Below are 16178 nucleotides of genomic sequence, written 5' to 3'. Positions count from 1 at the left end.
TAGGAGTGCCGCCATGGCAACGATGACAGCCGCGTCGACCCCCCCTTGGGCCAGCGAGAGACCGACAGCCCTGCTGGTGCTGGCGGACGGCACTGTCATAGAGGGCCGCGGTCTGGGCGCCACCGGCTCCGCCGTCGCCGAGGTCTGCTTCAACACCGCGCTGACCGGCTACCAGGAGATACTCACCGACCCATCCTATGCCGGCCAGATCGTCACTTTCACCTTTCCGCATATCGGCAATATCGGCACCAATGACGAAGACATCGAGGACCTCAACCCGCTGGCCCGCGCCGGCGCCGTCGGCGCCGTGTTCAAGGCCGATGTCACCAACCCGTCGAATTACCGCGCCGGAACCGGTCTCGACCAGTGGCTGAAGAAGCGCGGCATCGTCGCACTTTCAGGCATCGACACGCGGGCGCTGACCGCGCTGATCCGCGAAAAGGGCATGCCCAATGCCGTCATCGCGCACGCGCCCGACGGTATCTTCGACGTCGATGACCTCAAGCGCCGCGCCGCCGCATGGTCAGGGCTTATCGGGCTTGATCTCGCCAAGGAGGTGACCTCCGGCCAGTCCTCGGTCTGGCGCGAGACGCCCTGGGTCTGGAACGAGGGCTTTGGCGAACAGGCTGATCCGTCGATGCACGTCGTTGCCGTCGACTACGGCGTCAAGCGCAACATATTGCGCCTGCTGGCCGGCCTCGGCGCCAAGGTCACTGTGGTGCCGGCAAAAACCGGCGCCGAGGAGATCCTGGCGATGCGGCCCGACGGCATTTTTCTATCCAACGGCCCTGGCGATCCGGAAGCCACCGGCGACTACGCCGTTCCGGTCATCCAGGATCTGTTGAAGACCGAAATCCCGCTTTTCGGCATCTGCCTCGGCCACCAGATGCTCGCGCTGGCGCTGGGCGGCAAGACCGCAAAAATGCATCAGGGCCACCACGGCGCCAATCATCCTGTCAAGGACCACACCACCGGCAAGGTCGAGATCGTCTCGATGAACCATGGCTTTGCCGTCGACGCCGACTCATTGCCGAGCGGCGTCGAGGAAACCCATGTCTCGCTGTTCGACGGTTCGAATTGCGGCATTGCGCTCACCGGCAGACCGGTCTTCTCGGTCCAGCATCATCCCGAAGCCTCGCCGGGCCCGCAGGATTCGCACTATCTGTTTCGCCGCTTCGTCAACTTGATCCGCGAAAAGCGCGGCGAGCCGGCACTGGCCGAGCGTGTTTAGCGCATTGCGTAAAAACGGATTTGACTGACGGCGCCGGCCGGGCTCCCGGCGCCGATCAAGCCCCGTCTGTCACCGCTTCCTGCGCGTGCATGCGTTTGACTTCCTTCGGCGTCGGCTTGGCCACCCTGGTGACGAAGACGACGAGCGCCAGCGTGAGGAAAATCGCGCCGAGCAGATAGGGGGCACCGCCGAAAACCACGGGCGCGTTCGGCCCCGTGAACCAGGAAAAGATCGCCGTATAAAGCAGCGGTGTGATGATCGAGGTGATCGAGAAGATCGAGGTCATCGCGCCCTGGAGTTCGCCTTGGGCGGAAGGTGGCACCTTGGCGGCCGCCAGGCTTCTGAGCGGCGGGTCGGCCAACGCCTCGAGACATCCGACGACGATCACTGCATAGATCATCCAGCCTTGTGACGCGAAGGCGTAGCCGAAGGCGCTGAGTGCGGTAAATGCCAGACCGATTACCGCCGTCTTCCACTCGCCAAGCTTAGGGATCACGCGCGGCAGGACTGTCGCCATGACGATCGCCCCGCACAGGCCGAAAGCGCCGAGCGAGAAGCCGATCTGTTGTTCGCTCCAGCCATAGCGATAACTGGAGACGAACGACCAGACCGCAGGATACATCATGTGCCCCAGAGTCATCAGAAAGAAGACAAGTCCGATCCAGCCGATACCTTCGTAGTTGCGCATCTGGACGAGCGTGCCGACCGGGTTCGCGCGTTTCCACTCGAAGCGGCGACGGTGCTTGTTATCAAGTGTTTCCGGCAACAGAAACAGCGCGATCAGAAAGTTTGCGAAAGCAAGCCCGGCAGCGAAATAGAACGGCACACGCGGCCCGAACGTGCCGAGCAACCCGCCCAGAACCGGCCCTATGACGAAGCCGACGCCGAAAGCAATGCCGAGCAGCCCGAAATTCTTCGCACGATTTTCGTCGGTCGAGATATCGGCAATGAACGCCGATGTCGTGGAATAACTGGCGCCGGAAATGCCGGCCAGCACGCGGCCGATGAACAGCATCGGATAGGACCAGGCGATAGCGCAGATCAGATTGTCGATAGCGAACGTCAGCACCGAGGCGAGCAGAATTGGCCGCCGCCCGAACCGGTCGCTCAACCCGCCCATCACTGGTGCGAAAACGAACTGCATCGCCGCATAGACGAAGAACAGCCAGCCGCCCTCGATAGCCGCCTCGCTGATGCCGACGCCGGTCAATTCCCTGAGATAGGCCGGCAGCACCGGCATAATGATGCCGAAGCCGATGATGTCGAGCAGCAGGGTGGTGAAAACAAGCGCAAGGCCCCGCCTGGCGGTTTTGGGGTCTATCATGATGGTATCTCCTCGGGCCGCCCGAGCGAACGGGAACACACCTTATAGGCGAGCACATCGCTGGGAACAATGAGGGAACGGGCAGAGTGCTTTCATCCTGACATCCCCTGACTGCGGTCCAGTCTCTCGGATTACGAGAAAACCGTCGGCTCAGATCGGGTTGTTGAACGTGTCGCAGTCCGAAAGCTTGCCGTTCTGGAACCCGCGCGCCAGCCAGGTCTGCCGCTGCTGCGACGTTCCGTGGTTGAAGCTTTCCGGCACGACGTAGCCCTGCATCTTCTTCTGCAGCGTGTCGTCGCCGATCTGCTTGGCGGCGTTCAGTGCCTCCGCCATGTCGCCCTGCTCCAAAATGCCCTTCTGGCCGGTGAAATGTGCCCAAATGCCGGCAAAGCAGTCGGCCTGGAGCTCGACCTGCACCGACAAGCGGTTGGCGTCCGCTTCGCCCATGCTCTGCCGCATCTGGTTGAATTTGGGCAGGATGCCGACGAGGTTCTGCACGTGATGGCCGACCTCATGCGCGATCACATAGGCCTGTGCGAAATCGCCCGAGGCACCGAACTGCTGATCGAGCTGCTGGAAGAAGGTGGTGTCGAGATAGACCTTGCGATCGTTGGGACAGTAGAATGGTCCGGCCGCTGACGAGGCAGAACCGCAGGCGGAGCGAATCTGGCCGCTGAACAGGACCAGTTTTGGATCTTGATAGGTCAGGCCCTCGGACTGGAAAATACCGGTCCAGGTATCCTCGGTCTCGGCCAGCACGGTCGACACGAACTGCTTCATCTCGTCGGATGCCGGCGCACCGGTGCCGCCGCCTTGCTCGCCGCTATTGTCGGTGATCTGGCCGCCGCCGGGCTGCAAGCCGCTGTTATCGAGGATCTGACTCGGGTCGAAGCCGAAATACCACCCTGCCAGAAAAATCAACCCTACGATGATAATGCCCGACATGCCGCCGCCGCCGGCACGACCGCCGATCGGGATGCGAAACTGCCCCGGCCCGCCGCCAAGCCCGCCGCTCTGGCCGCGCTCGTCCTCGACATTGTCACTCTGACGACGGCCCTTCCAGAGCATGGCAACCCCCGTGATGCAATTTTCCGGCCGATCGGGCCGTGTCCCGGTTCGATCGGACACGACAACAATTATCTCAATGGTTACGCCAAGTCACAGTATTTTTCGTGCGAACAAGCAATGCTTGCTGACGCTTGCCTGCTCTGGCCGAGACATCGCAAGGTCTGTGCCGTTCACCCTGCTCGTGGGAAACGAGTCGCGCGAAGAGATACGCTGGCCGTGCTTTTCAGCGGGCGGCGATTATTGCCTTGCGAAAGGCTTCGAGCGTCTCGGCGCTGACATGATGCTCGATGCCCTCGGCGTCGATGCGCGCCGTCTCGGCGCTGACCCCGAGCGAGCGCAGGAAGGCCTCGACCGTCTGGTGGCGAATGCGGCTCTCTTCCGCAACCTTGCGGCCGGCATCGGTCAGGAACACGCCGCGATAAGGCTTCCGGGAGACCAGCCCGTCGGCGCACAGCCGCGTCAGCATTTTCGCCACCGTCGGCTGAGCGACGCCGAGCCGTGCCGCGATATCGACCTGGCGCGCCTCGTTGCCATCCTCGATCAGGTCGGCGATGAGCTCGACATAATCCTCGACCAGCGCGCTGCGGCGCGCTTCACGCGTCTGCCTGAAGCCTTCCGAGTGGATTTCTGCGTCAGGCAGCGGCTTTTCGCGAGGAACCGGTCTTTTCTTCAGCGCCAATACGCGCTCCTCCCGGCAGTTTGAATCGACATTGCGGTCATAACACGGAACCCTATTGGTTCTGGCCGTTTATTTCCATTCGGTGGCCGGCGCAACCGGCGTTCACTGCCGTTCCGGCCGCACGGCCAAGCGGCCACAGGAAAAAGCTCAGACAATGAAATATAGCATATTGCATAATGTTCAGCCGTGGCATAGATAAGGAGACAACATCGATCGTTCCAGTGGAAAGCCATTTCATGTCGGAAGCCGAAGCCACCTCAGCCCCCCGGTCCATGTGGCGATTTGCCCGCCCGGATGACGACGAGCAGCCCAGCCTTCGCGAAGTCAACGCAACGATCTCGGTGCCGCACTCGGGGATCTGGCTTCGCCGGCTGTTCGCCTTCATGGGGCCGGGCTACATGGTTTCGGTCGGCTATATGGATCCGGGCAATTGGGCGACCGACCTCGCCGGCGGGGCCCAATTCGGCTACACGCTGCTTTTCATCATCATGTTGTCGAACCTGATGGCGATCCTGCTGCAGGCACTCGCCGCCCGGCTCGGCATCGCCACCGGCCGCGACCTTGCGCAGGCGTGCCGCGCCTATTATCCGCGACCGGTCAATTTCATGCTTTGGGTCGCTTGCGAATTGGCCATCATCGCCTGCGACCTGGCCGAGGTCATTGGCACGGCGATCGCCTTGCAACTGCTGTTCGGGATTCCGCTGATCGGCGGCGCTATTATCACCGCGCTCGATGCCTTCCTGCTGCTGTTGCTGATGAACAAGGGCTTCCGTTTCCTCGAGGCCTTCATCATAGCGCTTTTGATTATCATCTTCGGCTGCTTCGCCATCCAGATCTTTGCCGCCGCCCCGCCGGTCGGCTCCATCCTGCATTCGATGTTCGTGCCGTCGTCCGAGATCGTCACCAATCCGGCCATGCTCTACATCGCCATCGGCATCATCGGCGCCACGGTGATGCCGCACAATCTCTATCTGCATTCCTCGATCGTGCAGACCCGCGCCTATGAGCGCACCGATCGCGGTAAGCGCGACGCCATCAAATGGGCGACGACCGACTCGACCATCGCGCTGATACTGGCGTTGTTCGTCAATGCTTCCATCCTGATCGTGTCGGCGGTGGCGTTCCACGGCACCGGTCATCATGACGTTGCCGAGATCGGCCAGGCCTTCGAGCTTCTGTCGCCGCTGCTTGGCCTCGGCATCGCTTCCATCCTGTTTGCCGTAGCGCTGCTCGCCTCCGGCCTGAACTCGACGGTGACGGCGACGCTCGCCGGCCAGATCGTGATGGAAGGGTTCTTGCGGCTGCGCATCCCGCAATGGGCGCGCCGCCTGCTGACGCGCGGCATCGCCATCATTCCGGTGGTGGTGGTCACCGCGCTCTATGGCGAGAAGGGAACCGGCCAGTTGCTGGTCTTCAGCCAGGTAATCCTGTCGATGCAGCTCCCCTTCGCTGTCGTACCGCTGGTGCAGTTCGTCTCGGACAAGCGCAAGATGGGCAATTTCGCCATTTCCCGCGCTGTTGCCATGCTGGCCTGGGTGGTCGCCGGGCTCATCCTGGTGCTCAACTTCAAGCTGCTCTACGATACGGTCGTCGGTCTGGGCTGAGCGTTCTCGGCTCCAAGCTGAGACGATAAGGTCGGCAGTCACCTGCCCCCGGTCCTAGAAATTTGCCGGCCGCTGTCGGACAAATGTCCGTTCGCCCGTCCTTGGCTCGAACTCCGGCCATGACGGCACGGACCAGGGAAAGGGAGCTCCAATGAGGAAGATCATCGCCGCAACATTCGTCAGCCTCGACGGCGTCATGCAGGCGCCTGGCGGCCCGCAAGAGGACCCTGTTGGCGCCTTCAAATTCGGCGGCTGGACGTTTCATTACTGGGACAATGTGATGGGCGCCGCGATGGGCGAGACGTTTTCAAAACCGTTCGCGCTGCTTCTCGGCCGCAAAACCTACGACATCTTCGCCGCCCACTGGCCTTATCAGAAGAATGATCCGATCGCCGACAGCTTCAACGCCGTCACCAAATATGTGGCGACGCACAGGCCGGATTCGCTGTCCTGGCAAAACAGCCAGGCGCTCGGCAGCGACGTCGTGGCGACATTGCGCCGGATGAAGCAGGAGGACGGCCCCGACCTGCTCATTCAGGGATCGAGCGAGCTGATCCAGACCTTGCTCGCCAATGACCTGATCGACGAGATCAGCTTGCTGATCTTCCCGCTGGTGCTGGGCAAGGGCAAAAAACTGTTCGGCAGTGGCACGATACCTGCCGCCTTCAAGCTGACCCGTTCGCAGGCATCGACCACCGGCGTCCTCATGGCGAGCTATGAACGCTCCGGCGAGATCAAAACCGGGTCATTTGCCACGGAGCAGCCGTCCGAAGCCGAGATCGAGCGACGCAAGAACTGGAAGTAAATGCCGCGGGGCGATCAAGGACGGCTGAACACTGGCCGTCTTTTTTGCTGTTTTTAAGCCGCCTCTCGTCGCCCTGCCAACCCATCGCGGAGGTGGCCCGCGAATGCCAGTGCAGCCGGCGCGACGTCGTGCTTCGGCAAATGCAGATTGATCGAAAAATTCGGCAATGACGGCAGCTCCGGATCGTTGGCCAAAATGTCAAGGTCGACAGGCACGGTCGACGCCAACCAGGTGGTGACGGCCAAGTCCGAACGCACCGTCGCCGTCGTCGCGTCGATGCTGCCGTTTTCGAATACGGTGCGCCATTCCAGCCCATGCTCGTTAAGCGCCTCCAGCACCACCGGGCGGAACGCACAGGTCTCGGCGACCATCGAAACCGGCAAGGGCCGCTTGCCGCGGGCGGCGCCGCCTTTGGCGCCGACCCAGACCAGCCGGTCGACAACAAGGCATTCGCCGGCCGACCGACCGATCGGCTCCTCGATCACCGCGAGCTCTATCGTGCCAGCCGCCAAGGCCGCAGCCAGCTCCGGCGACGAGGCGCAGACAAGCGAGATCTCGACCTGCGGATACGCCTCGGCATAGGCCTTGAGCACCGGCGCAAGCAAGGTGCCGACAAGGTCGTACGGCACGCCAAGCCGCACCTGACCGGCAACTGCATCGCCCGCCATCTCCGCCAGGATCTCGTCATTGAGGGAAAGCAGGCGCTTACCCTTGCCGAATAATCGCTCGCCGGAGCGGGTCAATCGCAATCCGCGCCGATCGCGATCGAACAGGCTGCAGCCGAGAACCTCTTCCAAGCGCTTGATCTGCTGGCTGACGGCGCCTTGCGTCAGATGCAACGCATTGGCTGCTGCCGTCATGCTGGCCTTATCGGCAACGGTGACGAAGGTTCGGATCAGGGCAGTATCGAGATTGCGGAGCATCTGACCATTATATTTGCTAATACAGATCATAGCAAACATTGCATTTGCTGATGAGCCAAACAGCCTACCGTGCAGGCTTCAAAGGAAGCAGCATGTTTGAAACCGTCCTTCCCCTCGCCCTGTTCGCGCTGGTCTCAACCTCAACGCCCGGCATGGCCACGACCTTATCGACGGCGTCCGGCGCGCAGTTCGGCTTTCGCCGCTCTATCCCGCTGATGGCCGGGAGTGCGGCCGGCCTGGCCACGGTGGCTGCGGCAGGCGCTGCCGGGCTCGCCGGTCTGCTGGCCGCCGCTCCTTCGCTGCAAGTGGCAATGAAAATGGCCGGTACCCTCTATCTGACGTGGCTTGCCCTCAAGATCGGCCGCAGCGGTCCGCCCAACCTGGACGTGGCCATGGCAAAGCCGAACAGCTTTTTGGGCGGCGCCGGCCTGCAATGGATGAACCCAAAGGGCTGGGCCATGGGGCTGGGAGCGGCGGCATCCTTTGCCGCGCTCGCCAACGGGCCGCTGCAGCTCGCCGTGCTGCTCGGCACGGTCTTCGGTCTTGCAGCGGCCCTATCGCTGGCGGCGTGGTGCGTGGCGGGCACGCTGCTCGCCCGGTTGCTGCGAACCGAGCGGCAGTGGCGCATGCTCAACGCCGTGCTTGGCCTGCTGCTGGCCGCCTCGATCATTCCTATGTGGCGGACAGCGTAAGATCAGTTATTTCAGGCAGCGTAGCGTGCCGCCGGCTTGCCGGCCAGCAGGCTGCCGAAGAAACCTTGCCGCGCACCAAGATAGGATTCCAACCCAGCCGGATCGGAGAGCCCGGGCGCGGTGACGGTTTCGCCCTTGGCCAGGCCGACAAGCGCTGCATCGACCAGATCGTCGGCAGTCATAACGATCTCTGCCGGCAGGTCGGCAATATCGCTTCCGGCAACTTCCCAGAACTCGGTCCGCGTAGCCCCCGGCAGCACGACCTGTATGGCGACCTTGCTGTCGGCGACTTCCCGCTGCAAGGCCTCGGTGAAGTTGACGACATAAGCCTTTGTGCCGCTGTAGATGCCGCCGAACGAGGTGTCGAAGGCCAGCACCGACGCGATGTTAACGATGGCACCGCGGTTGCGCGCCAGCAGCTCCGGCAGGACCGCGCGGGTCAAACGAGTCAAAGCCACGACATTGACCTTGATCATGCGCTCGGCCACATCAGCGTCGGCCGTTGCCACCATCTGCGCGCCGCCAAGGCCGGCATTGTTGACCAGCAGCGTCACGCTGTCGTCGGTTGATATCGCCTGCTCGACCCGTCGCAGATCGCCGTCGTCGGCCAGGTCGGCGCTGATGACGCCGACCTTGATGCCATACGCGTAGCGGAGCCTCTCCGCCAATTCCTCCAACCGATCGGCGCGCCGCGCCACCAGCACCAGATCATAACCTAGGCCGGCGAGCCGGTCGGCATAGACCGCGCCGATGCCGGACGAGGCGCCGGTGACGACCGCTGTACCTTTGTCCTGATTGCTCATTGTCTTGCTCCTTCTGGTTCGATTCCAAATGCCAGTGCCGCACGGCAACACACCCTGCTTCGACTGGCACACGAATTATTGGCATATGCCACTATTTGAACGTAGGCATATGCCACCATCTTGTCAATCCGGGGAGCAAGGACTATTTCTGGTTTGCATCGAGGGGTCCCTTCCGGTCCCTCATCGGAAATCCGCCAATGTCCCAAACCACCCTGCCCGGCCTGGCGCTTTGCAATAACGCCATGCTGCGCCGCGCGACGCGGAAACTCGGCCAGTTCTATGACGATGTGCTGGCCCCATCGGGTCTGAAGGCCACGCAGCAGGGCCTGCTTTATCAAATCCACGTCGGCAACGAACCGACGATGGGTGCCATTGCCGCGGCCCTCGTCATGGACCTGTCGGCCCTCGGTCATACGCTGAAGCCGCTGATCCGCGACGGTTATGTCGAGACCTTCGCCGACCCTGCCGACCGCCGCATCAGGCGCGTCAGGCTGACACCGCAGGGCCGGACCAAGCTCGAAGAAGCCCTGAAGCTGTGGCAAGTCGCTCAGCAGCGCTTCGAGGAGATGTTTGGCAAAGAGCAGGCGGCAAGCCTGCGAGCGGCGCTGGACGAAATCGCCGCGCTGAATTTTGACGCACCGCCGGCCGCGACTTGAACTATCGGCGGCCGGCAGCCAAGCTTTGCTAACAAGCCTTACTCGGCCGGCATCGCCACCGGACGCGCCGCCAGGTGGCCCGCCAGCACGACGCCCAGACCGACGATCGGGAATGCCGCCGCGACCACACCGAGGTCGGCCGGTGCGCCATAGCGCAGCACCGCGGCGCCGACCACGGCGCCCAGTGCCACGCCGAGATAGAGCGCCGAAGCGTTCAGCGACAGCACGATTGGCGCGGCATCGGGCGCCAGCTTGATGATGCGGCTGGCCTGCGCCGGCGGGAATGCCCAGCCGACGATGCCCCACGGCACCATCATGGCCATCAATGCCGGCCCGGCGATCTCGCGCGGCAGGAACATCGGGATCAGCGAAAACGTGACCAGCATCGCGGCACTCAGCGCCAGTGACCAGCAAACGGTGCGCGTCGCGCCGAAACGGTCGGCGGCCTGACCGCCGCCGATATTGCCGATGACCGCGCCAACGCCGAAAGCGAGCAGCATTCCGGGAAGCGCGATCGGGTTCAGTCCGCCGCCTTCGATCGCGAGCGGCGCGACAAAGGCAAAGACGGTGAAGGCGCCGATCAGGGCCAGGATGGTCGTCACCAGGATAGGCATGACGCCGGGGCGAAGTGCCGCTGCCAGCCGCATCCGGAGCGGCAGCCTGGTGCCGACGATGCCGCGCGGCAGCCGGTACCACAGGATCGCGCCGGCGAGCGCACCAAGGCCGGCAATGGCAAAGAAGGTGCCGCGCCAGCCGGCAACCGTCGCAACGAGCGCGCCGAGCGGTGCTCCGACCGCGACCGCAACCGTAGTGCCGCCGACGACCACGGCAATGGCGCGGGCGCGGTGATGATCGTCGACAAGCGCAACGGCCGTTCCCTGTGCGGTCGCCGCGAACAAGCCTGACGACAGCGCCATGACGATGCGCGCGATCAACAGCAATTCGAAGGAGGAGCTTAGCGCCGCGGCGACGTTGCCCACCACGAAGAACACCAGCGTCCACAGGATGACGCGGCGCCGGTCCCATTCGCCGGTCAGCGTTGCCAGGATCGGCGTGCCGATCGCATAGGCGAGCGCAAACGCGGTGATCAGCGTGCCGGCGAGCGGAACGGAGATGGCGGCATCCTTTGCAATGTCGGGCAAAAGGCTGGAGATGACGAAACCTTCGGTCGAAATCGTGAACGATCCGAGCGCAAGCCAGATGAGGCGCTTATCCATGGCAATTTCCTTAGTTCAAAGGTTATTGAACAATTGGACATAACAGGGCATGATGTCAATAAACCCGCTGCAAAATAGCCGAACCATCCTGACAGCCCGGTGTCAGGACGGGGCGACGGGACGAAACTATGTGTCCATTAGCCACGAGAGGAGATGCGTTGAAATCGGCTCCGAATGTGCTTAATTCCTGGGCATGACCTTGCCCCATCCCACCGCCGACCAGATCAGCCTGCCGAACGTGCTTGCCGTGCTCGGCGACCCGACGCGACTGGCCATCGTGCGCTATCTCGCCAGCAAAGAGGGCGTGCCGCTGAATTGCAGCCGGTTCCTCGATCTCTGCTCGAAGACCAATCTGAGCTACCATTTGGCCAAGCTGCGTGAGGCCGGCGTCACCCGCACCGAGGCGGTTGGAACCAGCCGGCTGATCACGCTGCGCCGTGACGATCTCGACCGCCGCTTCCCGGGCCTGCTCGACAGTGTTATTGCCGCGGCCGGCGACGCATCGTTGCCGGCGGTCGGCGGCCACGAGATCGAAGTCCGCGCCTGAACGACCCGAAGCTGGGTTCCGCTCTCGCCCGCCTCGCGAGGCGAGCAAAGTAGCTTCACCCGCCCTCCAGCCATTCCAATTAACGGAGCCTGCCATGCGCATTGCCGTCCTCGCCGACATCCACGGCAATGTCCTGGCGCTCGACGCCGTGCTCAACGATCTGCGGCAGCGCGGCGGCGCCGACCTCATCGTCAATCTCGGCGATTGCGTTTCCGGCCCGCTCTGGCCGCGCGAGACCATGGAGCGGCTCGAGAGGCTCGACCTGCCGACGGTGCGCGGCAACCACGACCGCCGCGTTGCCCGCGACCCACTGGACGACGCCATGTGGCCTTCCGACCGCTACGCGTACGAAAGGCTGACGGCAGCCCAGCGCGAGGCGCTGTTCGCGCTGCCGCTAACGCTGGACGTGGCGCCCGGCGTACTCGCCTTCCACGCCCGACCCGACCACGACGAAAAATACCTGACTGACGCGATCGTCGACGGCCGGCTGGTGCGCGCGCCGCTGGCCGCCATCGAGCGGCGGCTCGGCGCGATTGATGCCGCCTGCCGTATTATTCTTTGTGGCCACAGCCACCGCAGCGAGCTGATCCGCATTGCCGGCGGTCCGATCATTTTCAACCCAGGCAGCATCGGCTGCCCGGCCTATCACGACGATACGCCGCCGGCGCATGTCTCCGAGCAGGGCTCACCGCACGCCCGCTATGGCATCGTCGAACTGCACCCCGATCGTTTCGAAGCCATCGCCGTCGATTATGACCACGAGGCGGCGGCGCGCCAGGCCGAGCAGGCGGGACGGCCCGAATGGGCTCACGCGCTGCGCACCGGCTTTATGTCGGGCTGAGCTTGCTCATCCCAGGCTGAGCTCGCTCATCCCTAGCTGAACGGATGACCGCCTTCGAGCGGCAGAAGTCGCGACCGGTCCAATCTTCAGTCGTCAGACGCCGATCGCTTCGATCGCTTGGCAGGACGTCGGGTGCTGGCCGCCGAAGTCTTGGACGTCGAAGTCTTGGACGTCGAAGTCTTGGTCGCCGAAGGCTTTGGCCGTGACGTCTTGGGCGCTAGTTGCGTTGGGTTGAAAGTCTGTGCTGGGGCGGATTCGGAACCGGCCCGAATGTCGGCGTCGCGCACCTGCTGGCCAAAGTTCAGGCCGGTCAGCTCTTCAATCTCGGCCACCGTCGAAAGGAACTCCGATACCCTGGCAATTTCAAGCGGGTCATCGAATGCCTCGGCACGCTCGCCGAACGCTTCGGGCATCACTTCCAAAACCGGCTTCTGGTCCGCCAGCAGCGCGATGGCGCGCAGGCCAGCTTGATCGGACCACAGCGCGATCTTCCAGAACTTCAGCGGAACATGGCTGTCGAAGCGGTAGGGAGGATCGTCCTCGCCGAACACTGGCCCGGCAAACACCGTGACACGGCCTCGCGTCGTATAGGCGTTGCGCAGCACATAGGTTTCTACCGCGCGCCATCTCAACTTCCCTTTGGAGCCGGGATGGTCAAGCGAGCTTCCTTGATTGAAGAAGCCGACTTGCGGCGCAGCATTGGTATAAAAGAACGTGTCGCGTTCTGCCGCGACCGCCTCCTGATCGACGCCCCATGCGGGGTCGCCGCGAAGTGTAATATGGCCCTTCTGGAACATTCGAGCGATTCGTTCCTTGGATTTTGCGACGGGAAATCCAGGCACATTCTGGCTCGAATAGAATTCCTGGTTCATCTGCTCGCCAAGGTCGATGCGCCGATCCGGCCGGAAAGCATCGCTGGCTTCCGAACCGGAAATCGACTCCACCCCCAATTCGACAAGCGACGGGTTGTCGATGACCGTCTTGTCCTCACGATTGACCGCCTTGGTGCGGAATCCATCGATATTGCAGGCGGTGACGAAGGCAAGCCTGCGATCGGCGTTCATCAAGATCGAAAAATGATGGTAGCGCAATTCGTGTGGGTCCTCTCCCGGTTTGGCAAGAAGGTTTTTGGCCAACCGGTAGGGTGAATTGGCAACCGTCGGCATTGCCAGGACAAAGCCCGGTATGAAGCCGGGCTCATACCCTCCACGATCGTCGAAATCCTCTGTTTTCCAACCCGCGGCCTCGGCGATGGCCACCTTCCCGGGTTCGCTTGCCGGGCCTTTGCCGTCGCTTCGTCTCGCATCGCCTCCGTCGCGGTCGATCAGCGGCGCCCGGACATTTATCTCGACGGGAAAAGTCCAGGTGACCGAGCCATCGGCATTGTGTCTCGTCGCCGGCGGATTGCGATCCGGTTCCGGCCGCTGCACCGGCTTGTCCGGCACATCTTCGCGAATATCGGCGTTCAGCCGAACTGTCTCGTCCATCATGCGCGGCATGCCGGCCCAAATCGCCAGAGCTTGCGAAACCGCCGATGCCGAGGAGCCCGGCAGCTTGGACTTTCTAGCACCCAGATCGTCAACGATGGCGCTGATCCGTATGCCTTCGTTGATCTCGCGCGCAAGCGCATAGCCACCTATGCCCGTCACCTCGTGGAACGGGCCAGCCCAATGGTGCAGGGCAATAGGTTCCCATTCATTGTTGAAGACCGGTGAACCGGACGAACCCTGTTCGGTGTCGGCGACATAGTGCAGCACTTGCACCGTTTCGTCGCGGGCCACCAGCCGGTTTTCACGCAACACCAGTTCCTTGAAGCGGCCATCGGGATGCTGAACGATGTTGGCGATTTCGCCGAGCATATGCTTGTCGCGCGCATCCGACAGCGAGATAAAACCGAACTCCCCCAGTTCCTTTGGACCGGAACGCCGCTCGCCGACTCCGATCAGCGTGTAGTCCAGACCCTCTATGCTATCGGTCACGAAACAGGATTCAGGATCGAACAGGAACGTCGTCGGCGTACGCACGGCATTCGCACCGTCCTGCTCATAATCGAACTGAACCTGGAAGCGCCGGGAATCCGCCGGCGACGAAATCACATGGTTGTTTGTGAGGAACAGCCTTGGCCCGACCAGAAAACCCGATCCTTGTGGATTGCCGTTGAGAAAGGCAACGCGGCCAACCGCATCGGCAGCACGGCGCCCACGCTCGAGGAATGCGATCCCGATGAAATCGAGCGTTGGGCCGAGAATTGCCTCCGGCCCTGGCTGCTTGGCGGCGGCCTTTCTTTCCCCGGCAGACCTCATGTCGATCGCTGCCGATATCATCTCCGCTTCGGTGCGGCTGAGCGACGCCTTTACCTGCAACCTGTCGAGGCGCCTGGAGAGGGTCTGTTCGGCGGCCAGCGGATTGCCGTTGGCGATGTGACCAAGTGAAGCCTCAATCTCGGCGCGCGTTTTCTTGATACGCTGGCGAACTATGTTTTCCACCTGCGCAAATATTTCAAGGTCGACCATATTGCCCTCCTCAACCTTACTTGAGAGAGTGCATATTTACATGAAATGTGCAATATTTTGCCGGCTGTTAGTTCACGGAAGTGGCCTGGTCGCGATTCAACACGCGGCACCTTTTCGGGCTTACACAGCGCCGCCTCGTCGCCTATAAAAACCGGCTGGCGTGCGATGGCGCTTTCGTGCCTGGCCGCGCCTTCGGCAATTGAACCTACCGCCCATGGCAGATGATTAGGCGCACAGTAACACTCCCGACGACGCTGCTTGCGATGGTTGCTGCTCCGCTGATGCTGGCGGAGTTGCCGGCCAACGGCCAGGAGCCGGAGCCCATCATCTCGATTGTGACGGGTCTTGCTCCGGATGATCTCCTGAACGTGCGCGCCACGGCGTCGGCCATGGGCAAGGTCGAGGCGCGGCTGCCGAGTGGATCGAGCGTGAAAAACCTCGGCTGCGGCGACGTCAGCGGCTACAAGTGGTGCAAAGTCCAAGACATTGACGACCCGAAGCTGAGCGGATGGGCTCCCGCACGCTACCTCGACCCCATCAATCCCCAGCAAGTGACGCCCCAGGCGGCGGCCGATACGGAGAACCCTGCCTCTCAACCGCTGCCCGATCTGACAACGCGCCTCGGCGCAACCGGTCCCGAAACAACGCTGAACTCCGCTGACGCAATCGGCAGGGTGGCGATCGAGGACGCTTACCGCTTGGCCCTGACCGCTGGAAACCCCTCGACTGCACAGGTTGATGGATCGCCGCCCGTGGCTGCCGACCCCGTCCGGAATTTCGGCGCGGCCAACGCGGCGCCCCCGGCCGACGCACAGACCGTTGCGCGGCTTCAGCCGCCGGGGACACCGGTACCCGGTGCCGGCAACGCCATCCCCTGCGCGCGCTATCTCGGCCAGCCGATGACCAGCTGCAAGGCAGGCGTGGTGCGCACCGGCGACAAGACCGACGTGACCGTGACCTGGCCCGATGGCGGCACGCGCATCATCAGCTTCAAGGCCGGCAAGCCGGCCGGTGCGGACGCACCCGGCGAATTCCGCTTCACCCGCGAGGGCAGCCTGAACATGATCCGCGTCGGTGCTTCCGAACGCTTCGAGATCACGGACCAGTTGGCGCTGGGGGATAGTGGTAAGGGAAATAAGGCAGGAGGGCCGTACGGAAATCTCCATAAGTGCGCTCCACCCTCTCCCCTAGTGCCCAACTGCCCGACTGCCCTACAGCCCTACTGCCCTACTGCCCTACTGCCCTACTGCCCTACTGCCCTACTGCCCTACTGCC

General features: G+C 62.9%; 15 protein-coding genes. 8 read left to right on the top strand and 7 right to left on the bottom strand.

Annotated elements, in window-relative coordinates; translation table 11 throughout:
- Window positions 1-13: 13 nt before the first annotated feature.
- A complete protein-coding gene (carA, locus tag NKI67_RS30930) occupies window positions 14-1231 on the top strand; it encodes a glutamine-hydrolyzing carbamoyl-phosphate synthase small subunit (RefSeq protein WP_084641355.1) in 1218 nt (405 codons plus the stop codon).
- Between the two features lie 55 nt (window positions 1232-1286).
- Here carA and NKI67_RS30925 read toward each other — a convergent pair whose 3' ends face one another.
- From NKI67_RS30925 to mntR, 3 genes are all read right to left on the bottom strand, one after another.
- Window positions 1287-2555 carry a TCR/Tet family MFS transporter gene (locus tag NKI67_RS30925; RefSeq protein ID WP_352577727.1) on the bottom strand — a complete coding sequence of 423 codons (1269 nt, stop codon included), beginning with the start codon at window positions 2553-2555 and terminating at the stop codon, window positions 1287-1289.
- 150 nt (window positions 2556-2705) lie between these two features.
- Complete coding sequence (gene ypfJ, locus NKI67_RS30920; protein ID WP_352648583.1) at window positions 2706-3623, bottom strand: KPN_02809 family neutral zinc metallopeptidase; 918 nt, start codon at window positions 3621-3623, stop codon at window positions 2706-2708.
- 223 nt (window positions 3624-3846) lie between these two features.
- Window positions 3847-4302 carry a manganese-binding transcriptional regulator MntR gene (gene mntR, locus NKI67_RS30915; RefSeq protein WP_023678308.1) on the bottom strand — a complete coding sequence of 152 codons (456 nt, stop codon included), beginning with the start codon at window positions 4300-4302 and terminating at the stop codon, window positions 3847-3849.
- 236 nt (window positions 4303-4538) lie between these two features.
- Between mntR and NKI67_RS30910 the strand changes: the two genes are divergently transcribed.
- Window positions 4539-5906 (top strand): Nramp family divalent metal transporter, encoded by a 1368-nt coding sequence (locus NKI67_RS30910; RefSeq protein WP_352648581.1) that lies wholly within the window; start codon window positions 4539-4541, stop codon window positions 5904-5906.
- 151 nt (window positions 5907-6057) lie between these two features.
- Entirely contained in the window at window positions 6058-6711 is a 654-nt protein-coding gene (locus NKI67_RS30905; protein WP_352648579.1) for a dihydrofolate reductase family protein, read from the top strand.
- 53 nt (window positions 6712-6764) lie between these two features.
- Here NKI67_RS30905 and NKI67_RS30900 read toward each other — a convergent pair whose 3' ends face one another.
- Entirely contained in the window at window positions 6765-7634 is an 870-nt protein-coding gene (locus NKI67_RS30900) for a LysR family transcriptional regulator (protein WP_352648577.1), read from the bottom strand.
- Window positions 7635-7726: 92 nt separating this feature from the next.
- On the opposite strand from NKI67_RS30900, the gene NKI67_RS30895 reads away from it, so the two are divergent.
- Window positions 7727-8326 carry a LysE family translocator gene (locus NKI67_RS30895; RefSeq protein ID WP_352648575.1) on the top strand — a complete coding sequence of 200 codons (600 nt, stop codon included), beginning with the start codon at window positions 7727-7729 and terminating at the stop codon, window positions 8324-8326.
- 11 nt (window positions 8327-8337) lie between these two features.
- Here NKI67_RS30895 and NKI67_RS30890 read toward each other — a convergent pair whose 3' ends face one another.
- Complete coding sequence (locus NKI67_RS30890; RefSeq protein ID WP_023678313.1) at window positions 8338-9129, bottom strand: SDR family NAD(P)-dependent oxidoreductase; 792 nt, start codon at window positions 9127-9129, stop codon at window positions 8338-8340.
- Window positions 9130-9326: 197 nt separating this feature from the next.
- On the opposite strand from NKI67_RS30890, the gene NKI67_RS30885 reads away from it, so the two are divergent.
- Entirely contained in the window at window positions 9327-9785 is a 459-nt protein-coding gene (locus NKI67_RS30885) for a MarR family winged helix-turn-helix transcriptional regulator (RefSeq protein ID WP_023678314.1), read from the top strand.
- Between the two features lie 38 nt (window positions 9786-9823).
- On the opposite strand, the gene NKI67_RS30880 is transcribed toward NKI67_RS30885, so the two are convergent.
- Window positions 9824-11002 (bottom strand): MFS transporter, encoded by a 1179-nt coding sequence (locus NKI67_RS30880; protein ID WP_352586884.1) that lies wholly within the window; start codon window positions 11000-11002, stop codon window positions 9824-9826.
- A gap of 193 nt (window positions 11003-11195) precedes the next feature.
- On the opposite strand from NKI67_RS30880, the gene NKI67_RS30875 reads away from it, so the two are divergent.
- Window positions 11196-11549, top strand: coding sequence for an ArsR/SmtB family transcription factor (locus NKI67_RS30875; protein WP_352457526.1), 354 nt, complete (start codon window positions 11196-11198; stop codon window positions 11547-11549).
- A gap of 94 nt (window positions 11550-11643) precedes the next feature.
- Entirely contained in the window at window positions 11644-12390 is a 747-nt protein-coding gene (locus tag NKI67_RS30870) for a metallophosphoesterase family protein (protein WP_352648573.1), read from the top strand.
- Between the two features lie 86 nt (window positions 12391-12476).
- On the opposite strand, the gene NKI67_RS30865 is transcribed toward NKI67_RS30870, so the two are convergent.
- Window positions 12477-14903 carry a DNA/RNA non-specific endonuclease gene (locus tag NKI67_RS30865; protein ID WP_352648571.1) on the bottom strand — a complete coding sequence of 809 codons (2427 nt, stop codon included), beginning with the start codon at window positions 14901-14903 and terminating at the stop codon, window positions 12477-12479.
- 263 nt (window positions 14904-15166) lie between these two features.
- Between NKI67_RS30865 and NKI67_RS30860 the strand changes: the two genes are divergently transcribed.
- On the top strand, window positions 15167-16178 hold a 1012-nt coding region (locus NKI67_RS30860), incomplete at its 3' end, for an SH3 domain-containing protein (RefSeq protein ID WP_352648570.1).

Source organism: Mesorhizobium sp. M0408 (genome assembly GCF_040321495.1).
In the GTDB taxonomy this organism is placed as follows: domain Bacteria; phylum Pseudomonadota; class Alphaproteobacteria; order Rhizobiales; family Rhizobiaceae; genus Mesorhizobium.
This window is presented reverse-complemented; position numbering and strand designations above follow the sequence as displayed.

What these genes read in the sequence shown, in the direction of transcription:
- carA (WP_084641355.1), top strand. Translation starts at nt 14, where the DNA reads ATGGCAACGATGACAGCCGCGTCGACCCCCCCTTGGGCCAGCGAGAGA.
- NKI67_RS30925 (WP_352577727.1), bottom strand. Translation starts at nt 2,555, where the DNA reads ATGATAGACCCCAAAACCGCCAGGCGGGGCCTTGCGCTTGTTTTCACC.
- ypfJ (WP_352648583.1), bottom strand. Translation starts at nt 3,623, where the DNA reads ATGCTCTGGAAGGGCCGTCGTCAGAGTGACAATGTCGAGGACGAGCGC.
- NKI67_RS30910 (WP_352648581.1), top strand. Translation starts at nt 4,539, where the DNA reads ATGTCGGAAGCCGAAGCCACCTCAGCCCCCCGGTCCATGTGGCGATTT.
- NKI67_RS30905 (WP_352648579.1), top strand. Translation starts at nt 6,058, where the DNA reads ATGAGGAAGATCATCGCCGCAACATTCGTCAGCCTCGACGGCGTCATG.
- NKI67_RS30900 (WP_352648577.1), bottom strand. Translation starts at nt 7,634, where the DNA reads ATGCTCCGCAATCTCGATACTGCCCTGATCCGAACCTTCGTCACCGTT.
- NKI67_RS30895 (WP_352648575.1), top strand. Translation starts at nt 7,727, where the DNA reads ATGTTTGAAACCGTCCTTCCCCTCGCCCTGTTCGCGCTGGTCTCAACC.
- NKI67_RS30890 (WP_023678313.1), bottom strand. Translation starts at nt 9,129, where the DNA reads ATGAGCAATCAGGACAAAGGTACAGCGGTCGTCACCGGCGCCTCGTCC.
- NKI67_RS30885 (WP_023678314.1), top strand. Translation starts at nt 9,327, where the DNA reads ATGTCCCAAACCACCCTGCCCGGCCTGGCGCTTTGCAATAACGCCATG.
- NKI67_RS30880 (WP_352586884.1), bottom strand. Translation starts at nt 11,002, where the DNA reads ATGGATAAGCGCCTCATCTGGCTTGCGCTCGGATCGTTCACGATTTCG.
- NKI67_RS30875 (WP_352457526.1), top strand. Translation starts at nt 11,196, where the DNA reads ATGACCTTGCCCCATCCCACCGCCGACCAGATCAGCCTGCCGAACGTG.
- NKI67_RS30870 (WP_352648573.1), top strand. Translation starts at nt 11,644, where the DNA reads ATGCGCATTGCCGTCCTCGCCGACATCCACGGCAATGTCCTGGCGCTC.
- NKI67_RS30865 (WP_352648571.1), bottom strand. Translation starts at nt 14,903, where the DNA reads ATGGTCGACCTTGAAATATTTGCGCAGGTGGAAAACATAGTTCGCCAG.